Here is a 23,098-nt window from a genome sequence, read left to right on the forward strand (position 1 = left end):
GAGAAATTATGTTTAATTTTATGCCATTTAAGTTAATGATGATTTTGGCTGGCTTTTTTTTGGTTAGTAGATTCGTTTATGCTGACGACTGGCAAAGTTTATATGGAAAAGCAACTCTGGCTTATCAATCCGGAGATTATGAGGCCGCTTATTTAGCGGTTAATCAGGCCATTACGCGGGCAGAACAAGCGGATAATGGTCAGTCGTATTTGGCGAGTAGTTATAATTTATTGGCATTTATACAGTCTGCAAATAACCAATTAACTACAGCACTAACAAGTGTGCAAACTGCGGTTAAACTGGCTGAAACTTTGCCGCAACAGCCAAATGAACAAGTTGCGGCTTTTTTATTTAACCAAGGTTTATTATTGCAACAAGCGGGTAAAAATACTCAAGCCGAATCGGTTTTAAGCCGAGCGATAGCATGTTATCTCAAACTAGGCAGTACTGGTGGTGGTAAATTATGGCAGGCCGAATTAGCCCGCGCACAAATTACTCAGTTTAACCAAGCCAAACAGACAATTGCCAATTTAGCCCATGCATTAGCCGGTTACCCGCAAACACAGGCGTTTGAGCATATACCCAATATTACGGCGGCAACAGAGTTAAATTTGTTAAAAGCACAACTTGAATACAAGCAACAAGCTTATGTACAAGCGATTAAAACGCTTGAACAAGTCAGAATAAGTTTTAAACACGCGCAATTGGCTTTTAAACCCGAGCACACTGCAATACTCGAGTTATTGGCAAATAGCTACGATAAGCTAAAACAGTTTGAACAATCTGCTCAAGTTCGCAGCCAAATTTTGGCATTAAATTCAATGGAAACCGTGAGCATGGTTAAAGTTATGCAGCTCAACGAGCTGGCTTTGCACCACCAACAAAAAGCTCAGTATCAGCAAGCGAGTGAGTTTTATCAGCAAGCGCTTAATGCTTTGGTTCAGCTTGGACAAACTGGCTCGGTGGAACAGGCATTAATTTTGGGAAATTACGCCAGTGTTAAGCTAAACCAAGATGATTTGCAGGCTGCTCAGGTCTTGTTTGAGCAAAGTTATTTATTACATAAAAAATTTGCGTTAGACCCTAAGGCTAAGTCGTCTAATTTCAAACCTATTGATGCGTCAAGAACGGCTGGATATTTAGGATCAGTTTATTATCGTTTACGCGAATACAGCAAAGCCGAGCCAGCGTTTTTACAGGCTTTAGCTTGGCTTGATAGCTCCGAAAAGGCCGACAGTAAAAGTGTTTTAATTGCACTGGATAATTTAACTGCACTGGATAATTTAACTGCACTGTATACCAGTTGGGGTAAAAGTAATAAAGCCCGACCATTCCAGCGCAGGGCGAGGCAATTAAAACAAACAGCCGATAATTTAAAATAAATTAAAAATATATTACGGAAATGGCATCTTCATTCGGTGATATCTATAAGTAAGAAATAAACAACCTAAATAAAAAGATGAATGAAATGGAAAAACAACTAAATTTATCAGAGCGGTTAAAAAGCGGTACCGAGCAACAGCATAGACAACTCGACAAACGCATTATGCAAAGCCAACCATTTGCGGATTTAAATAGTTATCAAGGGTTTTTACGCATGCAACTGCGTTTACACGCGGCGGCAGAGTCGTTATATAAAGCCAATTTTTATGCAAATCTACTACCAGGTTTAGTCTTTCGCAGCCGGTTAAAAGCGGTGATTGCCGATTGCCACGATTTAAAGATTGATACCGATTTACAGCAACAAGACTTACAACAAGCAACTACTATTAACATCACCAATCCATATTATGGTTTGGGCTGGCTGTATACAGTTGAAGGCTCTACTATGGGTGCGGCTATGTTGTTAAAACAGGTTAAAAAGTGTTTGCAGCTTTCAGAAACCTTTGGTGCAAGGCATATGGCCGCACACGATGACGGCCGCGTAATTCATTGGCGCGAATTTAAAACTTTGCTCGATAAACTCGACTTAACTGAGTTACAACAGCAGCAAGCTTTAGATGGCGCGGTTGCGGCTTTTGATTACACCATAAATAGTGTTGAAGTTTGCATGCCCGAGGTGGTGGCATCCACCTAATGCTCACAACCTTTTGGTGGCGATTTTTAACCATAATTGCATTGGCGTTAGCTGTGTTAGGCGCTGTATTACCTGGATTACCAGCGACTGAATTTGTTCTATTGGCGGCGTGGAGTTCAGGTAAAGGCTGGCCTGCGGTAAATAACTGGTTGTTAAATCACAAAACTTTTGGGCCAGTGATTACGCAATGGAACACCCACAAAATTATGCCGCGAAAAGCCAAGATTTTTTGCTGTATTACTATGGGAATTAGCGTTTATTTATTAGTCAGCAGCCAAATGATGTTATGGCTAAAAGTACTGTTGATTTTAACAATATTATTGGTTTTATGCTGGTTGTTAAGCCGACCTGAAAGGGTTTACCAACAAATTTAAGCTGTATTCAATAAAATATGACGCAAAGCACTGGCAACATATTTTTCGACCGAAGAGACCGATACTTTCATTTGTTCGGCAATTTGTTTATAGCTTAAGCCATCAATTTGTCTGAGTAATAGCGCTTGGCGGCAATGTTTCGGTAATTTATTGAGCATAGTCTCAATTTCGGTTAAAGCCTCAATCATTAGGCTTTGAGTTTCAGGTGAAACCGCCAAAATTTCTGGTTGTTGCTGTAAGTGTTCTAGGTAAGCTGTTTCAATGCGCTTGCGTCTAAGTAAATCAACCATTAAACCTTTGGCGACATGGGTCAGGTAACGACGCGCATCTTTGTGTTCAGGTAGTCTACCGCTTGCCATGATTCTCAGGTAAGTATCTTGAACTAAGTCGGCTGTTGTTTCACTACAGCCCATACGACGTTGGACAAACATAGAAAGCCAACTGCGGTGGTTTACATAAAAAGAGTCTATTTGTGCAGCCTGTGATTTACTGATGCAGTTCATCGGTTACCCCTTGTGACCAAAATTTGATCTTGCAATAAATAGTAATGGTTATCATTATCATACATTGGGGTGGCGAATGCAACTGCTTAAAAAACTTAAAGATTTACACCAATAAGTTATCAATATGATAACAAAAATGATAAAAAAGGAATCTGAATGATTAAAAAATATGCTTGGTTGGCGCTCGCAATAAGTTGGGTATTATACAGTACACCCCTGTGGTCGCAGGACAATATGGCTGACCAACCGACAGGTGAAACCGGACAAACTCAATCAGCAGTATTGGCGATTGATGAGACAAATAGCCCAACCCAGCTTGTAGAATCTGACAATCAGTTATCACCGGATGAATCTCAAGTTTTAGTGCCTAATCATGAGCTGGCAATGGCTCAGCCAGAAGTAAAACCATCCACCCAATCACTTCAACTACCGCATGATTTAAGCCCTTGGGGTATGTTTATGCAAGCAGATTGGGTCGTTAAAACTGTGATGATAGGTTTATTGCTGGCTTCAATTGCAACTTGGACAGTGTTAGTGGCGAAACAGCGCGAGTTAACGGTTTTGGTTAATAGACAAAATATTACATTATCTTTAACCAGCAATGCGCCTGATTTAACAACGGCCGATCACCATGTAAACAATGAGCAGGGTAACCGTGAATTTACGCAAGCTGCAATTGCCGAATTAGAATTGTCCGCCGCAGTTTTAGCCGACACTCAAGGCGTAAAAGAGCGAGTTTTTTCACGCTTAGAAAGATTACAAGTGGCGGCAAGCCGAGAGGCTACGGCGGGTACTGGCATTTTAGCAACGATAGGCTCAACAGCGCCCTTTGTTGGTTTGTTTGGCACTGTATGGGGAATTATGAATAGTTTTATCGGAATCTCTAAAGCTCAGACAACCAATTTAGCCGTGGTCGCCCCCGGTATTGCTGAAGCTTTATTGGCAACCGCATTAGGGTTAGTTGCTGCAATTCCGGCTGTGGTTATTTATAACCACTTTGCGCGTAAAATTGCAGCCTATAAAGCAATGGTTGCTGATACATCGGCTGCGGTTTTGCGTTTAGTTTCGCGTGACTTAAGCCAATACAATCCCCAAGCTGAAAAAACATCACACATTCAGGAGTAATAAATGGCTGCTCAATTTCAACACGATGATGAAATGGCCGAAAATCACGAAATAAATGTAACCCCTTTTATTGATGTAATGCTGGTTTTACTGATTATATTTATGGTTGCAGCACCTTTGGCAACGGTAGATGTGAAAGTGGATTTACCGGCCTCAACAGCACAACCTCAGCCTAAACCTGACAAGCCATTGTATTTAACCATTCAGGCTGATCACAGTTTATCACTGGGCAATAATACGGTTACATTGGCAAATTTAGCCGAAAAACTTAATAGCGAAACCTCGGGTGATACCACACAGCGACTATTTTTACGGGCAGATAAAACCGTGGATTATCAGACCCTCATGCAAACGATGAATCAATTACAGCAAGCGGGATATTTAAAAATTGCTTTAGTCGGTTTGGAAAATGGACCAGCGCAGCAGGAAAATGCTAAATGAGCAGAGGTTTAACCGGTCGATTCACCTTGAGTTTGAGTAAGCAATCCCGTTTGTGGTTATCTTCGCTGATGTTGGTGTTAATGATTTATGTTGCTCCCCTTGTATGGTGGTTATGGCCGGATACTACGGCGAGTAGTCATTTACCACCTCCGGCCGCTATGGTGGTGGAAATTGCCGCAGCGCCTGTTGCGCCCCCAACACCTGCTGATTTACCGCCTGGCCCTGAACAAACTCAAACCCAGTCCATACAAATTAAGCCTGAACCCGTTAAACCGGTTGAAACTGAAATTCCAGCAGTAGAAAATGCACTCGATCCAGAAGTCGTGATTGAAAAAGTAAAACCGCCTGTTGAGCCAGAGCCCAAACCACAAGAGCCGCCAATAGAACCACAAGAAACTGCAGAACCAGAAAATAATACCGATAAAAAAGAACAACTTGCCAGCAGCGTCACGGCACCACCAAAAGCACCAGAAGAGGATGTTAAAGCCGCAGCGCCTAATCAGGGCGTATCAAACCCAGTTGTTGATACCAACCAACTGATGAGTTGGCAAGCGAGTTTAATGATGAAAATAAATCAAGCCAAACAATATCCATCTCGTGCGCGGCGCTCTCGTCAAGAAGGCACTGTGTTTCTCAAATTTTCAATGAATCGCGCTGGCCATGTCTTAACTGCCAGCATAGCGCAAAGCTCGGGCTATTCGCTATTAGACAAAGAAACATTAGCTATGATTGAACGGGCGCAACCCTTACCAGTTCCACCAACGGGTATGCAAGGCGCACTTGAATTTGTTGTACCGGTAGAATTTTTTTTAAATTGATCAGCTAAGCTATTTGAAAAAATCAGATATTTTCAAATAGCTTAGAGCCTGTTTAATTTGGGTTTTTATACCACGCCTTGTTCTATCATTGCATCCGCAACTCGCTTGAAACCCGCGATATTAGCGCCTAAAACTAAATTACCAGCTTGACCAAATTCATGACTGGCTTCATTTGCGCTGATAAATATGTTTTTCATAATTTGTTTTAAATGGTCGTCAACCGTCTGGAAAGACCATTTTTGCATGCTAGAATTTTGAGCCATTTCTAATTGGCTGGTGGCAACGCCGCCCGCATTTGCCGCTTTGGCCGGGCCATAAGCAATGCCTGCGCTAATAAATAAATTAATTGCGCCACTGGTGCTCGGCATATTGGCGCCTTCGCTCACTAACTTACATCCATTTTCGATTAACTTTTCAGCATCATTTTCGGTTAACTCATTTTGAGTCGCACAAGGAAAAGCTGCATCTGCACTATAGCGCCATACGGCATGACCATCTTTTGGATAATCTGCAACTGGGGTAAAAGTGGCTTCAGGATAGGTTTCAAGGTACTCAATTAATCCAGTGCGCTGAACTTCTTTTAATCTTTTTAACAGTTTAAGGTCGATGCCTTTCGGGTGATAAATTGTGCCGGTTGAATCTGAGCAGGTAACAGGAATTGCCCCTAACTGATAAAGTTTTTCAATGGCATAAATGGCAACATTGCCCGCGCCTGATACTAAACATTTTTTGCCTTGTAATGAATCGCCTCTGTCATCAAGCATATACTGCGCAAAATAAACCGTACCATAGCCTGTCGCTTCTTTTCTGACTAAAGAGCCGCCCCAGAGTAAACTTTTTCCGGTAAATACGCCTTCGTAGCGTCCAGTTAAACGTTTGTATTGACCAAACAGATACCCAATTTCACGTGCGCCTACCCCTATATCTCCCGCCGGAACATCTGTAACCGGGCCGATATGGCGGTAGAGTTCGTTCATAAATGATTGGCAAAAACGCATAATTTCGCCATCTGATTTACCTTTTGGGTTAAAGTTAGAACCCCCTTTGCCGCCACCGATTGGCAAGCCGGTTAAGGCATTTTTAAAAATTTGTTCAAACCCTAAAAATTTGATAATGCTGGCATTTACTGATGGATGAAATCTTAACCCACCTTTATAAGGCCCAAGTGCTGAGTTAAATTCGACTCTGTAACCTTTATTAACTTGAATATTGCCATTGTCATCAACCCACGGAACTCGAAACATAATTTGGCGTTCTGGCTCGACAATTCGTTCTATTATGGCTTGTTTTTTATAAAAATTATTGCTTTCCAAAATAGGTGATAAAGAGCTGAGCACATCTTCAACCGCTTGATAAAACTCTGATTGAGCGGGGCTACTTAACTGTAAAGACGAAATGGTGTCATGCACGTATGTCATTTTATTAATACCTTATAAAAAATAAGCGCAGGTATGCTGCGCTTTGATTTACTTTAAATTTTTGAAACATTAATTATTTCAACGGTTTGAATACTTTTTTGGAGCTGCCACTCAATTTTTTGACCAATAGATAAGCCAATAATTGCTGAGCCAATTGGCGCAAAAATAGAAATCGAATCTTGATATTTGCTAATGTCCTCAGGTAAACATAAGGTTTTGGTAAAGACTTTACCGGTTTCGAGCACTTTAAATTCCACTTGGCTGCCTAATGCCACCACATTTTTTGGCATTTCGTTATTGGGTAAAATGGTGGCTCTGGCAATTTCTTCTTCTAAAGCGTCGGCTAGTTCAACCGGTAATTTTCGCTGTTCAAGACGAGATTCAATTTCGGCTAAATCGGTTTTAGAGATAATAATTTCTGGTTTAGTGTTCATAGTTCAATTCTTCGCAGTTATATAAAGTTAATAATTCGCTGTGATACGCTTGCATTGATAAATTCAAAAGCTCAAAAACTTAAGTGTTTTCAAATAATATGGTTTACCTCCTTATAAACTTATTTTGGTACTGCTTATCAACTTTGTTGCTAATACAAATCACTTTCCATAAATCGGTTTGTTTCCCAAGTTTAATTTCAATCATATCGCCTTGTTGTCGTCCTATTATTTCTGCGCCAATTGCCGACAGAAAATACAGTGTTTGAGGCGGTAAACTTGCATAACTGGTTTTAACTAATTGAGTTTTAATGATTTGATTATTAGTTAAATTTTTTAAGGTAACCCAACTGCCAATGCCAACGCGGTTGGTTAAGCGAGACGCATGTGTCTGACTAAACTCAAGCTGGTTTATTAATATGCTGAGTTTTATTGGGTTCATTAAAATTTGATAGCTGGCATCTTTAAATGCCTTATTTTGGGTGTGTAAAAACAGCGCACCAAAACGATAGATACAATTAAGCACGGCTATGTCTCCGACCGAATCATAAAAAAGGAAATAGAATTGCTGCCGAACGTAGTGAGCTACGTCCGGCTTAATTTGGGAAGTTGAGAACGTTGCTCTTTATTATGTTGATCGTGTATTTTTTAGACATATTTTCCTCTGAACGACATTTGAGTATAGCGACAAAAAATTTTTAAACAACGGCTAAACCCGAGTTATACCGTTCCATTTTTGAAATTAAACCTACCATTTTTGGTTGTTTAATCTTAATTGTGGAATCAATATAATCTTAATCCTATTCAATCCAAATTCGGATTTAGCTTTGTTACCAAGGTCATAATTAAATGAGTTCACCCAGTTATTTTTCTAAACCAGCCATAGCTTATTGTTTGGCCATTTTGTGTACATTGTTGTGGGGAAGTGCCTACCCAGCAATTAAAGCCGGTTATGAAATGTTAAATATTGCGTCGCACGATGTTGCCTCTCAAATGGTTTTTGCAGGGCAAAGGTTTTTAATTGCGGGTGTATTGTTATTGGCGCTTGCTAAATTAATCGGATGTAAAGCTCAGTATTCGGCGAAAATTATCAAACAAATAACTGTGTTGGGCCTGACTCAAACCAGTTTACAGTATATCTTTTTTTACATTGGTTTGGCTTTTGCCAGCGGCGTTAAAGCTTCAATTATTAATTCAACGGTTACATTTTTTAGTGTATTGCTGGCCCATTTTATTTATAAAAATGATCGGCTAACGCACCGTAAATCTTTGGGCTGTGCCGTGGGCTTTTTGGGTGTGTTTATTGTTAATTTTAATCAATCTTTATTCGACTTTCAGTTTAGCTTAGCCGGAGAAGGCTCGGTTGTATTAGCAGCTTTTATTTTAGCGGCGGCATCGCTTTATGGTAAAAAAATATCGCAGAATTTTGATGCAATGCTAATGACTGCGTGGCAATTAACCATAGGTGGAGTTGCGTTATTATTGGTTGGTTATGTGTTTGGCGGCCAAAGTGGACACTTTGATGTTAAATCTTTGCTGTTGTTATTGTATTTGGCTGTATTGTCGTCTGCTGCTTTTGCGTTGTGGAGTGCCTTGTTAAAACACAACTCAGTGGGCACTGTGACTATTTTTAATTTTTTAGTGCCAGTTTTTGGTAGTTTGCTTTCCGCTTGGTTTTTAAATGAAACCATTTTAGAGTGGAAAAATATGATTGCTTTAATTTTGGTTTGTTCTGGTATTTATTTGGTTGTACGGGTGAAAAAAAGCCATGCTGAAACTCAGTATAAGCAGTCAAATAACAAACTCTGTGAAAATAGCACCAGTAGCTAAACTCAGAGCTGACTAAACTTTTCTACAATAAAATCAATAAATAACCTGACCCGATAAGGCATATTGGTTCGGTCTCGGTAAAGCATTGATAAGTTTCGCTCAGTGCTTTGCCAAGCGGGTAAAATGTGTTTTATCTCATTATTTTCAATCATGGGCTGGGCAATATAATCAGGTAAAAAACTGATCCCTAAGCCCATTTTTATTGCTGGTGGCACTAATTGTATTTGATCGACCTCCAAGCGAATTATATTAAATTTCTGGTGGGTAAATGTCTCGTTAGTATTGAGGTTTAACATTTGCCACGGTGAAATTGGGTGGCAAATAACACTGGCATATTCCGCGAGTTGTTTGGGATGATTAAGATTTTTCTCGGGAAAATCTAAAGGTGCGCACAAAATATTACAGGTAGATTTCAGCTTTCTGGCGATCCAGTTTTCTAGTTTTGGATCGCCAATTCTAAAGGCGACATCAATCCCCTGAGCTTCAATATCGACTAAGTTATTTGAAAATTTTAAATCTAATTGAATTTGCGGATATTTTAATAAAAATTCATAGAAAAATTGTCTTAAAAACTGAGTGCCGGAATAAATTGGTGCGGTCACTCTAATTTTGCCTTTTGCTTTATTTTGTTCTGTATATAACTCCTCGCCAATTACATTTAATTCGTCAAATAATACACTGGAACGTAAGTAGTAATATTCGCCGCTGTGAGTTAAAGCGACTTTATGGGCGTTTCTGTGCAGTAATTTTAATTGTAAATCTTGTTCTAATTTATAAATCCTGCGGCTGAGGGTTGATAGTGGAATATCCAGATGCTGTGCTGCTTGTTTAAAACTGCCTAATTTTGCGACCATGCAAAAATAACGCAGATCATCAAGAGAGTATTTTAGTTGCATGGTTAATCTTGGTTATCACTCAATTTGAAATATGGGCTTTATTATAAAATAAACTCAGCTGGTTGTAATGATGTTACTTTTGATGAAAATGTTTTAAGACAGGTACAAAATTATTAGCTAAAAATAGGTCTTTAGGTTGTATGATAGTACCTAAATTAAGTTTATCTTAGGTACTATCATTTGGTTTGGAACTAAGTGTTACCAGTTATATCGAATACTGACTTGAGCATTTCTGGGTGCACCAAAATATCCTTGGTTATAAAAGTCGATGCTAGAAAAATATTTTTCATCAAACAGATTATTTATGTTGGCACTCAGCTGTAAATCTGCAGTGAGTTTATAACTAGCCATTAGATTAACTATGGCATAGCTACTCTGCACAAAAGTTTCACCGTTTGGTCCTATGTTTGGGTTAGTTGTTTCACTTTGCCAGTTTGCATTAATGCCTAACATAACTTCTTCAGAAATGTCGTATAAAATACTCGCTTTGATCATGTCTTCGGGCAGATATGGAACATAGTCTGCTCCACTAGCATCTTCTGCATCATTGTGAGTATAACTAAGGAAGATATTTACACTATCTATAGGCCGCCCATTTAACTCGACTTCATATCCGGTACTTTTAGCTCCTTTTACGCCGATTGACGGGAAAATGCTTGTTCCTGGAATTGGTTCTTGGTTATTTGGGTCAGCGACAGCTAAATTGTCTTCTTCAACTTTATAAACTGCAAAGCTGGCGGTTAATGAATCACTAAAGAAATCACCCTTTACACCAAGTTCAATATTAGAACCTTCTACAGGCCCTATTTGTTTATTGTTAATATCACGAGCTTCTTGAGGTTGGAAAATTTCGGTATAGCTAGTGTAGACAGAAATGTTATTAGCGATATCATAAACCAACCCAGCATAGGGGGTATTTACACTATCATTTTTATATTCTCCGCTTGCCCAAGGTGAGACAGACTCATACTCATAATTAGTAATTCGATTACCTAGGATCGCTGTGAGGTTATCCAGTAAGTTGAGTTTGACGGCGGCATAAATACCTTGTTGAACATGTCCTTCTGTAGTTGAGTAATTGGCTGTATTATTGAAATTAAGCTTGTTTACGCCTTTTCCCCAGTTATATAAACTTGGAACCGTTATTTCGTCATTGGTCCCATAAGAGCTCGCTTTAACATCTTGTTTAGAATACAAGGCTCCTGTCGTTAATTGATGTTCTCTGCCAAATAGTTCAAAGGGGCCAGAGGCTAAAAAACGAAACGAGGTTTGTTCGCGGTCTGAAACATAGTGATTCGGTGACGTACCTAAGCCTTCTCCAGTCGCTTTGTCTGGATATCCAGACAAATATAAAAGATAGCCATTCATATCATCTTCTCTGTGCTCAACATCCACTTGTAGATCCCAGCCATTATCAAATGCATGTTCAATCTTCACAAAAGCGTTTGTACTATTTCTTGCCCAACTATTCCAAGTCGAAGCTGTAGTTGTACCTACATCTAAGTTGTCAGTTTGTGTACCATCTGAATAAAATAAAGGTAGTGCGCCCCACATACTTCCTTTAGGATCTCGTTTACTATGGTCTGTACCTATTGTTAAACGAGTTTTATCGGATATATCTGCTGATATTACGGCATATAATTGAGTATTATTTTTTTCTGACAGGTGGACATAGCTATCACCTTTTTCATGTGCAATTGCTACTCTAGCTCTTATATCCCCTTCGGGGTTCAAATTTTGTGAGTGATCAGCTTCTAGGCGAATATTGTTCCATGAACCAAAACTTGCGCTGGCGTAACCTCCTGAATTGAGTTTAGGGCGTTTACGAATTAAATTAATGGCTGCCGAAGGCTCTCCAGCTCCTGTTAATAAGCCAGTTGCGCCGCGTACAACTTCTACACGTTCAAAAACTACCGAATCGGCTAAGGCTTCACTGAAAAAGCTATTGTAAGAAATTGGTACTCCGTCAAATTGGAAATTAGTTACATCACGCCCTCTTGCTCGGAAGAAAAAACGATCAGTTTCTGCTTGTTGTGCTTGAATTCCTGGCGCAAATTGCATTACATCGGCGACTGTATCAAGTGCAAAACTTTCAATAAACGTTCTATCGATAACTGAAATAGATTGAGGCGTTTCTCTTAACGTTAGTGGTAAACCTGTTGCTGTAGTTGCTCTGTCTAGTGGGCTACCTATTACTGCTATGCGTTCAAATATTTTTTCTTTGACTTCTTCATTTTGTTGATCGGCTTCTTCGTCAATATTTTGTGCAAATGATAGCGATGGGCTCATTAAAGCTAATACCGCTAAGCCACATAGTTTTTTTTTAAAGTGTACCATTTTTCATCCTAATTTAATTGCTTAATATGATATTGATAATAGTTTTTATTATCATTTTACTATTTTAATTTATCATCAGCAATAATTCAGTAAATATCACTATATTTAATATTGCACTAGGTGCGACTATACATATCTAAGATCCACTAAACGTCTAAGTACAATTTTTCAGCAGTTTTTTGAATTTATTCAAGGAATAGCGGTTGTGTAATAGCTACATAACTGAGTTGTATACTTCTACAACATTATTCCGCTCCACATTCATATAAGGGCACTCAGAAGAAATGCCAAATAACACGATTTGTAATTTACTTTAAATGTAATAGTTTAAATGACTAAATGTTAAATTTTAATAGGGTTGGAGATATTTTAAATACTTTATGTAAAATTTTCATTGAGTTAGCTTTAAGATTTTATGTGTTTTTAACTGTTTGAATTATAATTAAAAATTAAATATAAGATGATATTAAGATATACAATAATTATAAAAGGTTATAATTATTTATAATCAAAAAAGTAAAATTTTGCATGGATAATGTAAAATCTTTGTGTACCATTTAACTATGTTTTGCCACCGGTGGACAAAGTGAAATGAGAAAAAATCTATATCCGTTAACTGCCAGTTTATTACTGGCTTTATTGAGCCAATCCGTTTTGGCTAATTCCTCAACGCAGGCTAGTGCTCAACATCAGCCAAGCCATAAATTAGTCAACTCTGCTAATTTAACTCACGCTAACCAGCCCGTACTGAATTCGTTATTGCCGATGTCGCAGCGCATGGCTCAGTCTGAAATGTTGCGCAATCCAGAAGCTTGGTCGATTGATTGGCGTGAATATCCAAGATGGACTTACACTCATGGCTTGGTTTTATTAAGTTTTAGCCAGCTTTATCAACAAACCGGCGATATTCGTTATTTTAATTACATTAAAGATTATGCTGATAGTTTGATCGACTCAAGTGGCAATATTAAAACCTATGATATTGAAAAATATAATATTGACATGATCAATCCGGGTAAAATTTTATTCTTTTTATATCGCCAGACGGGTGAACAAAAATACAAATTAGCTATGGATACCCTGCGTCGCCAGTTAAAAGATCATCCCAGAACAAAAGAGGGTGGTTTTTGGCATAAACAGCGTTATACCTCACAAATGTGGTTGGATGGCCTGTATATGGGTACGCCATTTTATGCGCAGTATATTTACGAATTTGCTGATCATAAAGATTATTCAGATGTGATTAAACAATTTGAATTAATTGAAAAACACCTTTATCGGGCGGATACGGGTTTACCTGTACATGGCTGGGATGAATCCAGACAACAACAATGGGCAGATCCTAAAACCGGCCAGTCGCCTCATCATTGGTCGCGTGCGGTGGGTTGGTATGCCATGGCTATGGTCGATGTACTTGAATTTTTGCCACAGCAAAGTGAACAGCGCAAATGGCTGGCTGAGCGTTTTAATCGTTTAGTTAAAGCAATGAATAAATATCAAGACAGTACAGGGCTTTGGTATCAGGTGGTTGAATTGCCGGGTAAAGCGGGAAATTATTTAGAAGCATCCGGCAGTATTATGATGGCATATTCGGTACTAAAAGCTTACAAACAGCACGATTTAGACCCAAGCCTTTTACCCGTTGGTTTAACTGCTTATCAGGGCATTCTCGATCATTTAATTAGCGCTAATCCACAAAATCAAATCAGTATTGAGCAGGTTTGTGCAGTGGCGGGGTTAGGGGGCAATCCGTACCGCGATGCCAGTTATCAATATTATATTAACGAACCTTATCGGGCGAACGATCCTAAAGCGGTTGGGCCATTTATTATGGCGAGTTTATTAATTGAAGAATTAAATCTAAAGCCTTAATTTTATTTAACCTGAGGTGCGGAAAAATAGTCCGTTGGGCAAATTTTCTTATATACAGCTCAGGTTATTTAAATTAACAAACAATAGATCGAGCTAAAAAAGAACGGACAAAAACGGTATTAACAAAACAGGGTATCCAATGAAAAAATTAAATTTAATTGCAGCTACATTGATGCTAGCGGGTTTAGCCGCCGGTTGTGGTGAGCAAACAAAACAGCAACAACCTCAGCAAGCGCAAGCTGAAACTGCACCAGCGGCAGATAAAACAAGTCAACAAACTTATACTAATCCAATTTTGCATGTTGATTATTCTGATCCGGACGTAGTGGCTGTTGGTGGTCATTATTATATGACAGCTTCAAGCTTTAACGCTGCGCCTGGTTTACCGATATTGCATTCTACCGATTTGGTTAACTGGCAGTTAATTAACTACGCATTGCCAGTGCAGATTCCGGCTGATCATTTTGCCACTCCGCGCCATGGTGAGGGCGTTTGGGCACCTAATATTCGGTTTCATGATGGCAAATACTGGATTTTTTATCCTGATCCTGACTTTGGGATTTATGTGACAACCACAAGCGATCCGGCGGGTGAATGGTCTGAGCCTAAATTAATTTTAGCGGGTAAAGGTATTATTGACCCAACTCCGATGTGGGATGACGATGGCAAAGCTTATTTGTTACATGCATGGGCAAAAAGTCGTGCGGGTTTTAATAATGTGCTGAGCCTGCGCGAAATGGCTGCTGATACTAGCTGGGTATCGGATGAATATGTCAATATTGTTGATGGTCATAAGCTAAAGCATTTTAGGACGATTGAAGGGCCTAAATTTTATAAACGAAATGGCTACTATTATATTTTTGCACCGGCAGGTGGCGTTGATTTAGGTTGGCAAACCGTATTTAGATCAAAACAAATTACCGGCCCATACGAAGCAAAAATTGTGATGGAGCAAGGCCGAAGCCGCACTAATGGGCCGCATCAGGGCGCTTGGGTACATACAGATCAAAATGAAGACTGGTTTGTGCATTTTCAGGCGAAAAAAGCCTATGGGCGGATCACGCATTTACAACCTATGCACTGGCAAAACGATTGGCCTGTGATTGGTGAAGATAAAGACGGAGATGGGATTGGTCAGCCGGTGACAACTTATCCAAGACCAAAAACAGCTCACTACACAGGTGAGAAACAGCTTGAAATTAATGATGAATTTAATCAAGACAAGTTAGCTTTACAGTGGCAGTGGAATGCTAATCCACAATCAAACTGGTATTCGTTAACTGAAAATCCGGGTCACATCAGGTTATATGCTCAGCCAAAAATTAAAACCACAGGCGATAATTTATGGATGACACCCTCTTTATTAGTGCAGAAGCTACCTGCTGAAGAATTTGAAGTGATTACTAAATTTAATTTATCCGATAATTTAACCAAAATGCAGGCAGGTTTAAGTATTTTTGGCGAAGATTACGCATGGATTGGCATTTCTGAAAATGCACAGGGCGAGCAGGAAATTGTCTATATGCATTGTCATGGCGCACGTAAAGGCTGTGATGAAGGTCAGCAAGAAAAAGAAATTGAAACATTAACCGCCAGCGAAATTGAATTAAGAGTGGTTGTGCAATCTGGTGCAGAAGCTATCTTTAGTTACAAAACTCCAGATATGGATAGATTTAGAATTATCGGCGAGCATTTTTCTGCATTAAGAGGGCGTTGGGTTGGTGCTAAAGTGGCGTTATTTGCAGTCACACCTGAACAAACTGACCATAGCCAATATATTGATGTGGACTATGTTCGTTTTAATCCGCTGGATTAAGCTAGTTAACCTGAACTGCACATAATAAAATTTGCCCAACGGGCTATTTTTCCGTCTCTCATCGTTATTTTTCTGACTAATAGCTAGCTATTAGATACAGAAAAAATGCCTTGATAGACAAAAAAATATCCTCGTTGGAACGTAAATTAAGGTAGGTTTGTTATTGTTTAATCTAATAGTTGAACAATTTACTTCAACATTTCTTATACGCAGTTCAGGTTAAGTTAATTACTAAGAGAAAAACATCAAGCAAAACTAACCAAAGGGCAAAATTATGTTTAAACCTGTATTAAAAATATTAACTGCCAGTGTATTAATGGCCGCAGTGGCAGGTTGTGCACAACAGCAGACCAATGAACAAGCGGATGACAGTACGCAGCTTAAAGGCAATCCGCTTAATTTTGGCGGTAATATTCGCACCGCTGATCCGTCTGGCCATGTGTGGGCAGATGGCAAAATGTATGTTTATACCTCGCATGACGAAGAATGTCAGGAAGATTTCTGGATGAAAGACTGGTATGCATTTTCATCTACCGATTTACAAAACTGGGAAAAACATGGCCCGTTATTATCAGTAGACGATTTAACTTGGGCTGATAACTACGCATGGGCGCCGGATGCAGCTTACAAAAACGGAAAATATTATTTGGTATTTCCGGCTGGCAATGGCCATAAAGACAGAGTGAATCCAGAAAAAAGCACTAAATGGATGGGAATTGGTATTGCTGAAAGTGACTCACCAACCGGCCCATTTAAAGATATGATTGGTGGCCCGTTATGGCGCACGCCTTATGCTAATGATCCAAGCATGTTTATTGATGATGACGGACAAGCTTATTTGTACTATCACGGCACTAAACATGACTACCATGTGATTAAAATGGCTGATGATATGCGCAGTACCCAAGGCGATTTTATCAAAATGGATATGGGCGGATACGAACCTAAAATGGAAGGCCCTTGGATATTTAAACGAGGTAAATACTATTATTTCACCATGCCGGAAAATAACCGAGTGCTGACTTATTATATGTCTGAATCGCCAACCGGCCCGTGGGAATACAAAGGCCAGTTTATGGAGCAGGAGCATAACAGCAATAATCATCACTCAATTGTTGAATACAAAGGCCAGTGGATTTTGTTTTATCACAGATGGTTAGATATAGACTCAGCCTGCGGCCGACAACGCCACAGTGCAGCTGAATATTTATACTTTAATGACGATGGCACCATTAAACCAGTTGAGCGCACAGACAAAGGCGTAAGCGACTTTGCGCAAAAAATTAAGTAAAAGTTTGTCGTATTATTTACCCGTTAATTAACCCCAAATGCCTGAAACTCAGTTTCAGGCATTTTTTAACAAACCAATTTTATCCTGCTCTGTAATTTGCCTTAATACTCTGGCTGGGTTGCCAACCACAAGTGAATTATCCGGTATGTTTTTGGTGACAACACTGCCAGCGCCAATAATGCAGTTTGAGCCGATAGTAACACCGGAAAGAATACTCACACCGCCACCAATCCAGACATTATCACCTACTTGAATGGGTAAAGACTGCTCATAACCGGCGCTTCTTTCTTCATTGTCAAAGGCATGTTCTGGCGTATAAAAACCAACATTAGGCCCAATCCAGACGTTGTTGCCAAAAACCACTCGGCCACAATCTAAAATGCAGCAATTACTGTTGGCATAAAAGTTATCGCCCACTTCAATGTTATAGCCATAATCACAGTTAAATGGTGACTCTATCCAGCAATTTTTGCCAACCTTGCTAAATAATTTGTGGATAATGGCTTCTCTTTCCGCTCTTAATGATGGGCGAATCGCATTAAATTCAAATAAACGATCTTTTGCTGCTTCTCGTTCATCGGTGAGTTGTTGATCCCAACTAATATAATATTCACCATTGAGCATTTTTTCTTTGTTAGTCATTCAATACAATCTCAACCTTAAAGTTTAATTGACAATAATATTGTGGGTTTGATAACACCAGTTTTCATCATTGTTTTTTAAGTTGAGTGAAAAATGACTAAAGAATAAAACCTTATATGACATTTTTATTAAGTTTTTGCCCCTTTTAATTTTTGGCGAAAGTTTGCAGTATTCTAGCGCTCTGATGCATCTTCAAGCCCATGTAAATGGGGATAATTTCTATACGGAACTTCACAGCAGTATGATTACAAGAAGAAACTTTTTAGTTAGTGCCGGTTCGCTGGCGTTTATTGGCTTATCCAAAAGTGCATTTGGTAAAGTCTCTTTAGATGATTTATCTGAAAAAGTATTAGGTTATGGCCCGCTGATTCCAGATCCTAACAAGTTATTGGATTTACCCGCCGGTTTTAGTTACAAAGTCATTTCTGAGTTAGGGCAAACCATGTCAGATGGTTTTACGGTTCCTAATAAAGCCGATGGTATGGGTTGTATTGCGTTAGACGAAGAACGGGTTGCACTTATTCGTAATCACGAATTAAAACCAGAAGACTTAGCAAAAGCTGAGCATTCAATTCAGCAGCATAAAACGCCGCTGGCGTATAATGCGACAGCCGAGGGAGTTGCATTACCCGGCGGTACGAGTCACATTATTTATAATTTAAAAACCGGTAAAAAAGAGCAGGAATTTTTATCACTGGTTGGCACAATTCGTAATTGTTCTGGCGGTGTTACACCTTGGGGAAGCTGGTTAACCTGTGAAGAAACTGTGTTAGATCAGCAAGATGGATTTGCTAAAGCTCACGGCTTTGTATTTGAAGTGCCTGCCAATGCAAGTGGATTGATACAAGCCAAACCGTTACCAGAGCTAGGCCGATTTAATCACGAAGCCGCAGTGGTTGACCCAAAAACTGGGATTGTATATTTAACCGAAGACAGAGGCGATAGCCTGTTTTATCGGTTTATTCCAAAAGAATATGGCAAATTAGAAAAAGGCGGCCAGCTTCAAGCTATGGTCATTAAACAAAAGCCTAAGTTTGATACCCGCAACTGGGCACAAACCGGGATGCCATTACACAGTTGGTTTGACGCAGAATGGATTGATTTAGATAACCCACTTAGCCCCGAAGATGATTTAAGAACCCGAGGTTATAGCGCTGGCGCTGCGTTATTTGCGCGTGGTGAGGGGATTCATTGGGGCGATAACGAATTGTATTTTTGCTGTACTAATGGCGGCGCAAAACAATTAGGCCAAATTATGCGTTATCAGCCGTCAGCTCATGAGGGCAAGCCAGCAGAAAAAGCATCACCTGCAAAAATTCAGTTATTTATGGAAAGCATGGATAAATCTTTTTATAACTTTGGTGACAATTTAACGGTTGCACCAAGCGGCCATTTAATTGTATGTGAAGATCAATACACCGAAGTGGTTGATAATCATTTACGCGGCGTGACTCCACAAGGCAAAGTATATGATTTTGCCCGCTTAATAGCCCAAACAGAACTGGCTGGCGCCTGTTTTTCGCCAGATGGAAAAGTATTATTTGTTAACGCATATTCACCTGCCAAAACGCTTGCAATTACCGGCCCTTGGGACAAATTTACAGGTTAAAAATAAGCATTTCTCTGGATTACACATCTAAATCAAACAAAGCAAATCAGATTTTTATAAAGTGAGATTTGCTTTGTTTTTTCATTTTGTAAATTTTTTAATGTAAAAAAGTAAAAATTATAACTCTTTATAATTATGTTTTTTCACATTACGTTTTTTCTTTTTATTTTTTTAAGCTTGTATGCGAGTTATTTTAATCCTTTACGCTGGGCATTTTATGTCTTCAATATAGTCATTTTAACCATGTTTTTTTGTTTTATTTTATTTAAAATACAAAGTCTTGTATTATTTTTTGTTTGTGTCTAAAAAACAATAAGATTGCATGATGAATCGCTTTATTAGTTAGTTTATCTTGTTTCTATTTATTTTATCGTTTTATGTTTTTTTATTTTTATTTTCAATTTTTTTGCAAACTATCTTTCAATATTTTTTAACATTAAATCCTCTTACTATAATTGCCACCGGTAGCAAAAATACCGAAGTGTATGCATACGGAATATTAATATCAAAGCCATAGGTATGGGAAACTCAAGATGAAAACATACAAGTTAAACAAAATATTGAGTAGTTTATTATTAGCCGGTCTGGTTGTACCTTTAGCCGCACAAGCGGCAGAAACAACTGAAAATTCAGCAGAACAAGCTGAAGTAATTCAGGTAACAGGTTTTAGAAGTAGCTTAAATGCTGCTTTGATGTCAAAGCGTGATGCAGTTGGTACCAGCGACCTTATATTAGCCGAAGACATAGGGAAATTTCCTGATCTGAATATTGCCGATTCTTTAGGGAGAATTCCGGGGGTTTCGGTTGAACAGGATGGCGGTGAAGGCCGTCAAATATCTATTCGTGGTTTAGGTTCGCGTTACGTTAAGACAACAATAAATGGGATGGAATCAGCTTCTGCTGGTGGCGGCTCTGATGCGGGTGGTGGTTCAAATACTTCACGCGCATTCGATTTCAATATTTTCGCTTCTGAGTTATTCACCCAAATAAAAGTAGATAAAACCCCAGCCGCAGAGCTTGAAGACGGTGGAATTGGTGGTACAGTCGATTTACAAGCTGCCAGACCGTTTCAATATCAGGGTACGAAACTTTCTTATAATTTAAATGCGCGTTACAACGATATTTCCGGTGAAACTAAACCCCGAGTTTCGTTTATGGCAAGTAAAAACTTTGACAATAAATTTGGGGTATTAGCATCTGTTGCTTATTCTGAAGGATTGGTTCAAACCGAAGGTGCATCTACTGTGCATTGGACTCGGTTAAACCCAAATTATGTAGCCGATGGTGATTTGGTAACAGAGGGTGGAAGCAATTATGTGATTGATGAAAACAATACCATAATTACCCCAAATGCGGGTTACACCAATGATGATTTAGATGGTGCATGGCTACCACGTATCCCAAGATATTCAGTTTACAGTAAAGACCAATCTCGGTTAGGCATTACCGGAGCATTACAGTATGCACCAACTGAAGACTTAGTATTTAACTTAGATTTTTTACATGCTCAATTAGATACTTTGGTTAATGAACGTCAGTATGAAATTTTATTTAGAGACAATAAAGATAACCCCACTTATGCTGAAAACCTGATTAAAGATGATGAAGGACGTATTGTTGCTGGTGCTTTTTCAAGTGCACCGGTTCGTTCTGAAGCACGTCAGGATAAAATTGAATCAGAGTTTAATCAGCTATCGTTAAATGCTAATTGGTATATAAATGACAAACTAAATGTTCAATTTTTAATTGGTAAAGGCACATCAGATACCGATGTGCCTTATAAAACAACTTTAGGTCTGGATGCTGAATCTATGGTTGCGTTTAGTTTTGATAAAAATCATGCGCCGCTTGATTTAATTAATGGGCAGACCGGTGTAGTTGGTAGCGGTGAAATTAATCGGGATATGATGTCTTTTGCATTTGCGCCGGGTGTTGGACGCAAACTAGATGGCACTGCCTATACAGCTCAAGAACTGAGCCAGCTAATGACCAATGGTGGTCAATATACGGTTGGTTTAGCCAGAACCGAAGCTGATACCATAGAAAGTGAAAACTCGACCATTAAAATTGATGCTGATTATATTTTAAATGATAGCTTGACGTTAAAATTTGGCGTGAATAGCCGCTCATTTGAAACAGAGCGTCATAATTGGCGTAATAGCTGGCAGGAGGAAGTTTCCGGCTGTATAGATTATGACGATGATAAAGCTAGATTCCGCAATGCGGAAGAATTAATGAAATGTGATCCTAATGCTATTTTAGATGGCACTGCTTTCGCTTCGACTATTTCTGAACAAGGTTTAGAGTTTGGTAATGCTGCAGGCGTCCCTTCAGATTCATTATTAACTCAAAATACTTGGCTAGCGCCAGACTTTAAAAAAATGCTGGGTGAATACGGCGATAAATATTATTTTCAGCCGAGAGAACGTTTAAATAATGGTTACATTATTAAAGAAGAAGTAGACGCTGCTTATGCTCAACTTAGCTTTAATACCGAGCTTGCCGGTTTAGGTGTGCGTGGTAATTTAGGGGTACGTTATCTTGAAAATACAAACTATGCGTGGAGCGTTAAAGTGGGTACTTATGATAGTAAAACTTTATTGCTTAATGATCCTAATGCAGGTATTGAATGGGTAGAAGCAAAAAGTACCAGCGAAGATTTTTTACCTTCGTTAAATTTAGCGGTTGATGTATTAGATGATGTAGTCGTGCGTTTTAGTGCATCAAAAGCAATTACTCGACCTAAGCTAAGTGATTTAGCATCCAACATATCTGTTAGTTATGGTGATGATGGTGAGGGCGGCGATAGTTCACAAGCGGTTGGCCGAATTAGATTAGGTGCCGGCCCTACCTTAAAGCCAGAAGAAGCAACTCAATACGAATTTGGCGCAGAGTGGTATTTTGCTCCAGAAGCGTTGTTGGCTGGTACTTTCTTTTATAAAGATATTGCAACGCTTAGTAAAAAATCGAACGAGCAAACTGTATCTGCCGAATATTTAGCAAGTATTGGTGGTGATGTTGAGCGCTGGACACCCGAAAAATTGTGGAGTATAGAGCAACTGGTCAATAATGAACCTGAAGGAATGTGGGGCGCGGAATTCACTTATCAGCAACCTTTCACGGATCTCCCTTATCCACTGAGTCAAATGGGTATTTCAGCTAACTATACTTATATTGATTTTACCGTAGAACATGAAGATCCGTTTACCGGCAGAATGCTAAAAGTTGAGCCAGAAGGTACTTCACAAACTACTTTTAATACCACTTTATATTATGAAGAAGGCGATTGGAGTGGCCGGATTTCGTACTCTGAACGTGCTGACTATATTAAAGACTTTAACGTCCGTAAACGTGAAGGTAATTTTGGTAGAGGTCAAATTGGCAATGGCTCTCTTAAGTTTTCAGGACGATATAAGTTAAATAAATATTTATCTTTATCATTTGAAGCAATCAATATTACCAATGAAAGCCGTAAACAATGGAGTTCGGTAGAATTCCAGAATCCGTATGAATATTTTGCTAATGGCAGACAATATTTGTTAGGGATTCGAGGTTCAATTTAATAATTTAGCTCACATTTTAAATGCTTATTTAAAATGTGAGCGAGTGTTAGCATTA

The 23,098-nt window shown here is 39.0% G+C and carries 19 protein-coding genes; 12 read left to right on the forward strand and 7 right to left on the reverse strand.

The window, feature by feature from the left end; all coding sequences use genetic code 11:
- Window positions 1–8: 8 nt before the first annotated feature.
- From N7931_RS06560 to N7931_RS06570, 3 genes are all read left to right on the forward strand, one after another.
- Entirely contained in the window at window positions 9–1,382 is a 1,374-nt protein-coding gene (locus tag N7931_RS06560) for a tetratricopeptide repeat protein (RefSeq protein WP_262792806.1), read from the forward strand.
- Between the two features lie 86 nt (window positions 1,383–1,468).
- Window positions 1,469–2,077, forward strand: coding sequence for a biliverdin-producing heme oxygenase (locus N7931_RS06565; RefSeq protein WP_262792807.1), 609 nt, complete (start codon window positions 1,469–1,471; stop codon window positions 2,075–2,077).
- Window positions 2,077–2,451, forward strand: a complete 375-nt coding sequence (locus N7931_RS06570) for a YbaN family protein (protein ID WP_262792808.1) — start codon at window positions 2,077–2,079, stop codon at window positions 2,449–2,451. Before N7931_RS06565 ends, N7931_RS06570 begins: the two co-directional genes overlap by 1 nt.
- Here N7931_RS06570 and N7931_RS06575 read toward each other — a convergent pair.
- On the reverse strand, window positions 2,448–2,954 hold the full coding sequence (locus N7931_RS06575) for a sigma-70 family RNA polymerase sigma factor (protein WP_262792809.1): 507 nt from the start codon (window positions 2,952–2,954) through the stop codon (window positions 2,448–2,450). The genes N7931_RS06570 and N7931_RS06575 overlap by 4 nt on opposite strands.
- 156 nt (window positions 2,955–3,110) lie before the next feature.
- Here N7931_RS06575 and exbB point away from each other — a divergent pair, with 156 nt between their 5' ends.
- The 3 genes from exbB to N7931_RS06590 are packed head-to-tail and all read left to right on the forward strand — an operon-like array spanning window position 3,111 to window position 5,338.
- Window positions 3,111–4,079, forward strand: coding sequence for a tonB-system energizer ExbB (gene exbB, locus N7931_RS06580; protein WP_262792810.1), 969 nt, complete (start codon window positions 3,111–3,113; stop codon window positions 4,077–4,079).
- A 3-nt stretch (window positions 4,080–4,082) separates the two neighbouring features.
- On the forward strand, window positions 4,083–4,520 hold the full coding sequence (gene exbD, locus N7931_RS06585) for a TonB system transport protein ExbD (RefSeq protein WP_262792812.1): 438 nt from the start codon (window positions 4,083–4,085) through the stop codon (window positions 4,518–4,520).
- Window positions 4,517–5,338 (forward strand): energy transducer TonB, encoded by an 822-nt coding sequence (locus N7931_RS06590; protein WP_262792813.1) that lies wholly within the window; start codon window positions 4,517–4,519, stop codon window positions 5,336–5,338. Before exbD ends, N7931_RS06590 begins: the two co-directional genes overlap by 4 nt.
- A gap of 65 nt (window positions 5,339–5,403) precedes the next feature.
- On the opposite strand, the gene gdhA is transcribed toward N7931_RS06590, so the two are convergent.
- From gdhA to N7931_RS06605, 3 genes are all read right to left on the reverse strand, one after another.
- Window positions 5,404–6,756 (reverse strand): NADP-specific glutamate dehydrogenase, encoded by a 1,353-nt coding sequence (gdhA, locus tag N7931_RS06595; RefSeq protein WP_262792815.1) that lies wholly within the window; start codon window positions 6,754–6,756, stop codon window positions 5,404–5,406.
- A gap of 53 nt (window positions 6,757–6,809) precedes the next feature.
- A complete protein-coding gene (rnk, locus tag N7931_RS06600) occupies window positions 6,810–7,190 on the reverse strand; it encodes a nucleoside diphosphate kinase regulator (RefSeq protein WP_262792817.1) in 381 nt (126 codons plus the stop codon).
- A gap of 103 nt (window positions 7,191–7,293) precedes the next feature.
- On the reverse strand, window positions 7,294–7,713 hold the full coding sequence (locus tag N7931_RS06605) for a GreA/GreB family elongation factor (RefSeq protein WP_262792818.1): 420 nt from the start codon (window positions 7,711–7,713) through the stop codon (window positions 7,294–7,296).
- Window positions 7,714–8,036: 323 nt separating this feature from the next.
- On the opposite strand from N7931_RS06605, the gene N7931_RS06610 reads away from it, so the two are divergent.
- Window positions 8,037–9,017 (forward strand): DMT family transporter, encoded by a 981-nt coding sequence (locus tag N7931_RS06610; protein WP_262792819.1) that lies wholly within the window; start codon window positions 8,037–8,039, stop codon window positions 9,015–9,017.
- A gap of 2 nt (window positions 9,018–9,019) precedes the next feature.
- Here the strand turns inward: N7931_RS06610 and N7931_RS06615 are convergent, their stop codons facing one another.
- Both N7931_RS06615 and N7931_RS06620 read right to left on the reverse strand, forming a co-directional pair.
- Window positions 9,020–9,913, reverse strand: a complete 894-nt coding sequence (locus N7931_RS06615; RefSeq protein ID WP_262792821.1) for a LysR family transcriptional regulator — start codon at window positions 9,911–9,913, stop codon at window positions 9,020–9,022.
- Between the two features lie 198 nt (window positions 9,914–10,111).
- Entirely contained in the window at window positions 10,112–12,250 is a 2,139-nt protein-coding gene (locus tag N7931_RS06620) for a TonB-dependent siderophore receptor (protein WP_262792823.1), read from the reverse strand.
- Window positions 12,251–12,841: 591 nt separating this feature from the next.
- Here N7931_RS06620 and N7931_RS06625 point away from each other — a divergent pair.
- The 3 genes from N7931_RS06625 (at window position 12,842) to N7931_RS06635 (ending at window position 17,229) form a co-directional block, all read left to right on the forward strand.
- Window positions 12,842–14,122, forward strand: coding sequence for a glycoside hydrolase family 105 protein (locus N7931_RS06625; RefSeq protein ID WP_262792825.1), 1,281 nt, complete (start codon window positions 12,842–12,844; stop codon window positions 14,120–14,122).
- A gap of 139 nt (window positions 14,123–14,261) precedes the next feature.
- A complete protein-coding gene (locus N7931_RS06630; protein ID WP_262792826.1) occupies window positions 14,262–15,938 on the forward strand; it encodes a glycoside hydrolase 43 family protein in 1,677 nt (558 codons plus the stop codon).
- A 274-nt stretch (window positions 15,939–16,212) separates the two neighbouring features.
- On the forward strand, window positions 16,213–17,229 hold the full coding sequence (locus N7931_RS06635; RefSeq protein ID WP_262792828.1) for a family 43 glycosylhydrolase: 1,017 nt from the start codon (window positions 16,213–16,215) through the stop codon (window positions 17,227–17,229).
- A 54-nt stretch (window positions 17,230–17,283) separates the two neighbouring features.
- Here N7931_RS06635 and N7931_RS19530 read toward each other — a convergent pair whose 3' ends face one another.
- A complete protein-coding gene (locus N7931_RS19530) occupies window positions 17,284–17,871 on the reverse strand; it encodes a sugar O-acetyltransferase (RefSeq protein ID WP_316250568.1) in 588 nt (195 codons plus the stop codon).
- A gap of 241 nt (window positions 17,872–18,112) precedes the next feature.
- On the opposite strand from N7931_RS19530, the gene N7931_RS06650 reads away from it, so the two are divergent.
- Window positions 18,113–19,480, forward strand: a complete 1,368-nt coding sequence (locus N7931_RS06650) for an alkaline phosphatase PhoX (RefSeq protein ID WP_262792830.1) — start codon at window positions 18,113–18,115, stop codon at window positions 19,478–19,480.
- A gap of 533 nt (window positions 19,481–20,013) precedes the next feature.
- Window positions 20,014–23,043 carry a TonB-dependent receptor gene (locus tag N7931_RS06655; RefSeq protein ID WP_262792831.1) on the forward strand — a complete coding sequence of 1,010 codons (3,030 nt, stop codon included), beginning with the start codon at window positions 20,014–20,016 and terminating at the stop codon, window positions 23,041–23,043.
- Window positions 23,044–23,098 lie beyond the last annotated feature (55 nt).

Source organism: Catenovulum sp. 2E275, assembly GCF_025515275.1.
Taxonomy (GTDB): Bacteria; Pseudomonadota; Gammaproteobacteria; order Enterobacterales; family Alteromonadaceae; genus Catenovulum.

What these genes read in the sequence shown, in the direction of transcription:
- N7931_RS06560 (WP_262792806.1), top strand. Translation starts at nt 9, where the DNA reads ATGTTTAATTTTATGCCATTTAAGTTAATGATGATTTTGGCTGGCTTT.
- N7931_RS06565 (WP_262792807.1), top strand. Translation starts at nt 1,469, where the DNA reads ATGGAAAAACAACTAAATTTATCAGAGCGGTTAAAAAGCGGTACCGAG.
- N7931_RS06570 (WP_262792808.1), top strand. Translation starts at nt 2,077, where the DNA reads ATGCTCACAACCTTTTGGTGGCGATTTTTAACCATAATTGCATTGGCG.
- N7931_RS06575 (WP_262792809.1), bottom strand. Translation starts at nt 2,954, where the DNA reads ATGAACTGCATCAGTAAATCACAGGCTGCACAAATAGACTCTTTTTAT.
- exbB (WP_262792810.1), top strand. Translation starts at nt 3,111, where the DNA reads ATGATTAAAAAATATGCTTGGTTGGCGCTCGCAATAAGTTGGGTATTA.
- exbD (WP_262792812.1), top strand. Translation starts at nt 4,083, where the DNA reads ATGGCTGCTCAATTTCAACACGATGATGAAATGGCCGAAAATCACGAA.
- N7931_RS06590 (WP_262792813.1), top strand. Translation starts at nt 4,517, where the DNA reads ATGAGCAGAGGTTTAACCGGTCGATTCACCTTGAGTTTGAGTAAGCAA.
- gdhA (WP_262792815.1), bottom strand. Translation starts at nt 6,756, where the DNA reads ATGACATACGTGCATGACACCATTTCGTCTTTACAGTTAAGTAGCCCC.
- rnk (WP_262792817.1), bottom strand. Translation starts at nt 7,190, where the DNA reads ATGAACACTAAACCAGAAATTATTATCTCTAAAACCGATTTAGCCGAA.
- N7931_RS06610 (WP_262792819.1), top strand. Translation starts at nt 8,037, where the DNA reads ATGAGTTCACCCAGTTATTTTTCTAAACCAGCCATAGCTTATTGTTTG.
- N7931_RS06615 (WP_262792821.1), bottom strand. Translation starts at nt 9,913, where the DNA reads ATGCAACTAAAATACTCTCTTGATGATCTGCGTTATTTTTGCATGGTC.
- N7931_RS06620 (WP_262792823.1), bottom strand. Translation starts at nt 12,250, where the DNA reads ATGGTACACTTTAAAAAAAAACTATGTGGCTTAGCGGTATTAGCTTTA.
- N7931_RS06625 (WP_262792825.1), top strand. Translation starts at nt 12,842, where the DNA reads ATGAGAAAAAATCTATATCCGTTAACTGCCAGTTTATTACTGGCTTTA.
- N7931_RS06630 (WP_262792826.1), top strand. Translation starts at nt 14,262, where the DNA reads ATGAAAAAATTAAATTTAATTGCAGCTACATTGATGCTAGCGGGTTTA.
- N7931_RS06635 (WP_262792828.1), top strand. Translation starts at nt 16,213, where the DNA reads ATGTTTAAACCTGTATTAAAAATATTAACTGCCAGTGTATTAATGGCC.
- N7931_RS19530 (WP_316250568.1), bottom strand. Translation starts at nt 17,871, where the DNA reads ATGACTAACAAAGAAAAAATGCTCAATGGTGAATATTATATTAGTTGG.
- N7931_RS06650 (WP_262792830.1), top strand. Translation starts at nt 18,113, where the DNA reads ATGATTACAAGAAGAAACTTTTTAGTTAGTGCCGGTTCGCTGGCGTTT.
- N7931_RS06655 (WP_262792831.1), top strand. Translation starts at nt 20,014, where the DNA reads ATGAAAACATACAAGTTAAACAAAATATTGAGTAGTTTATTATTAGCC.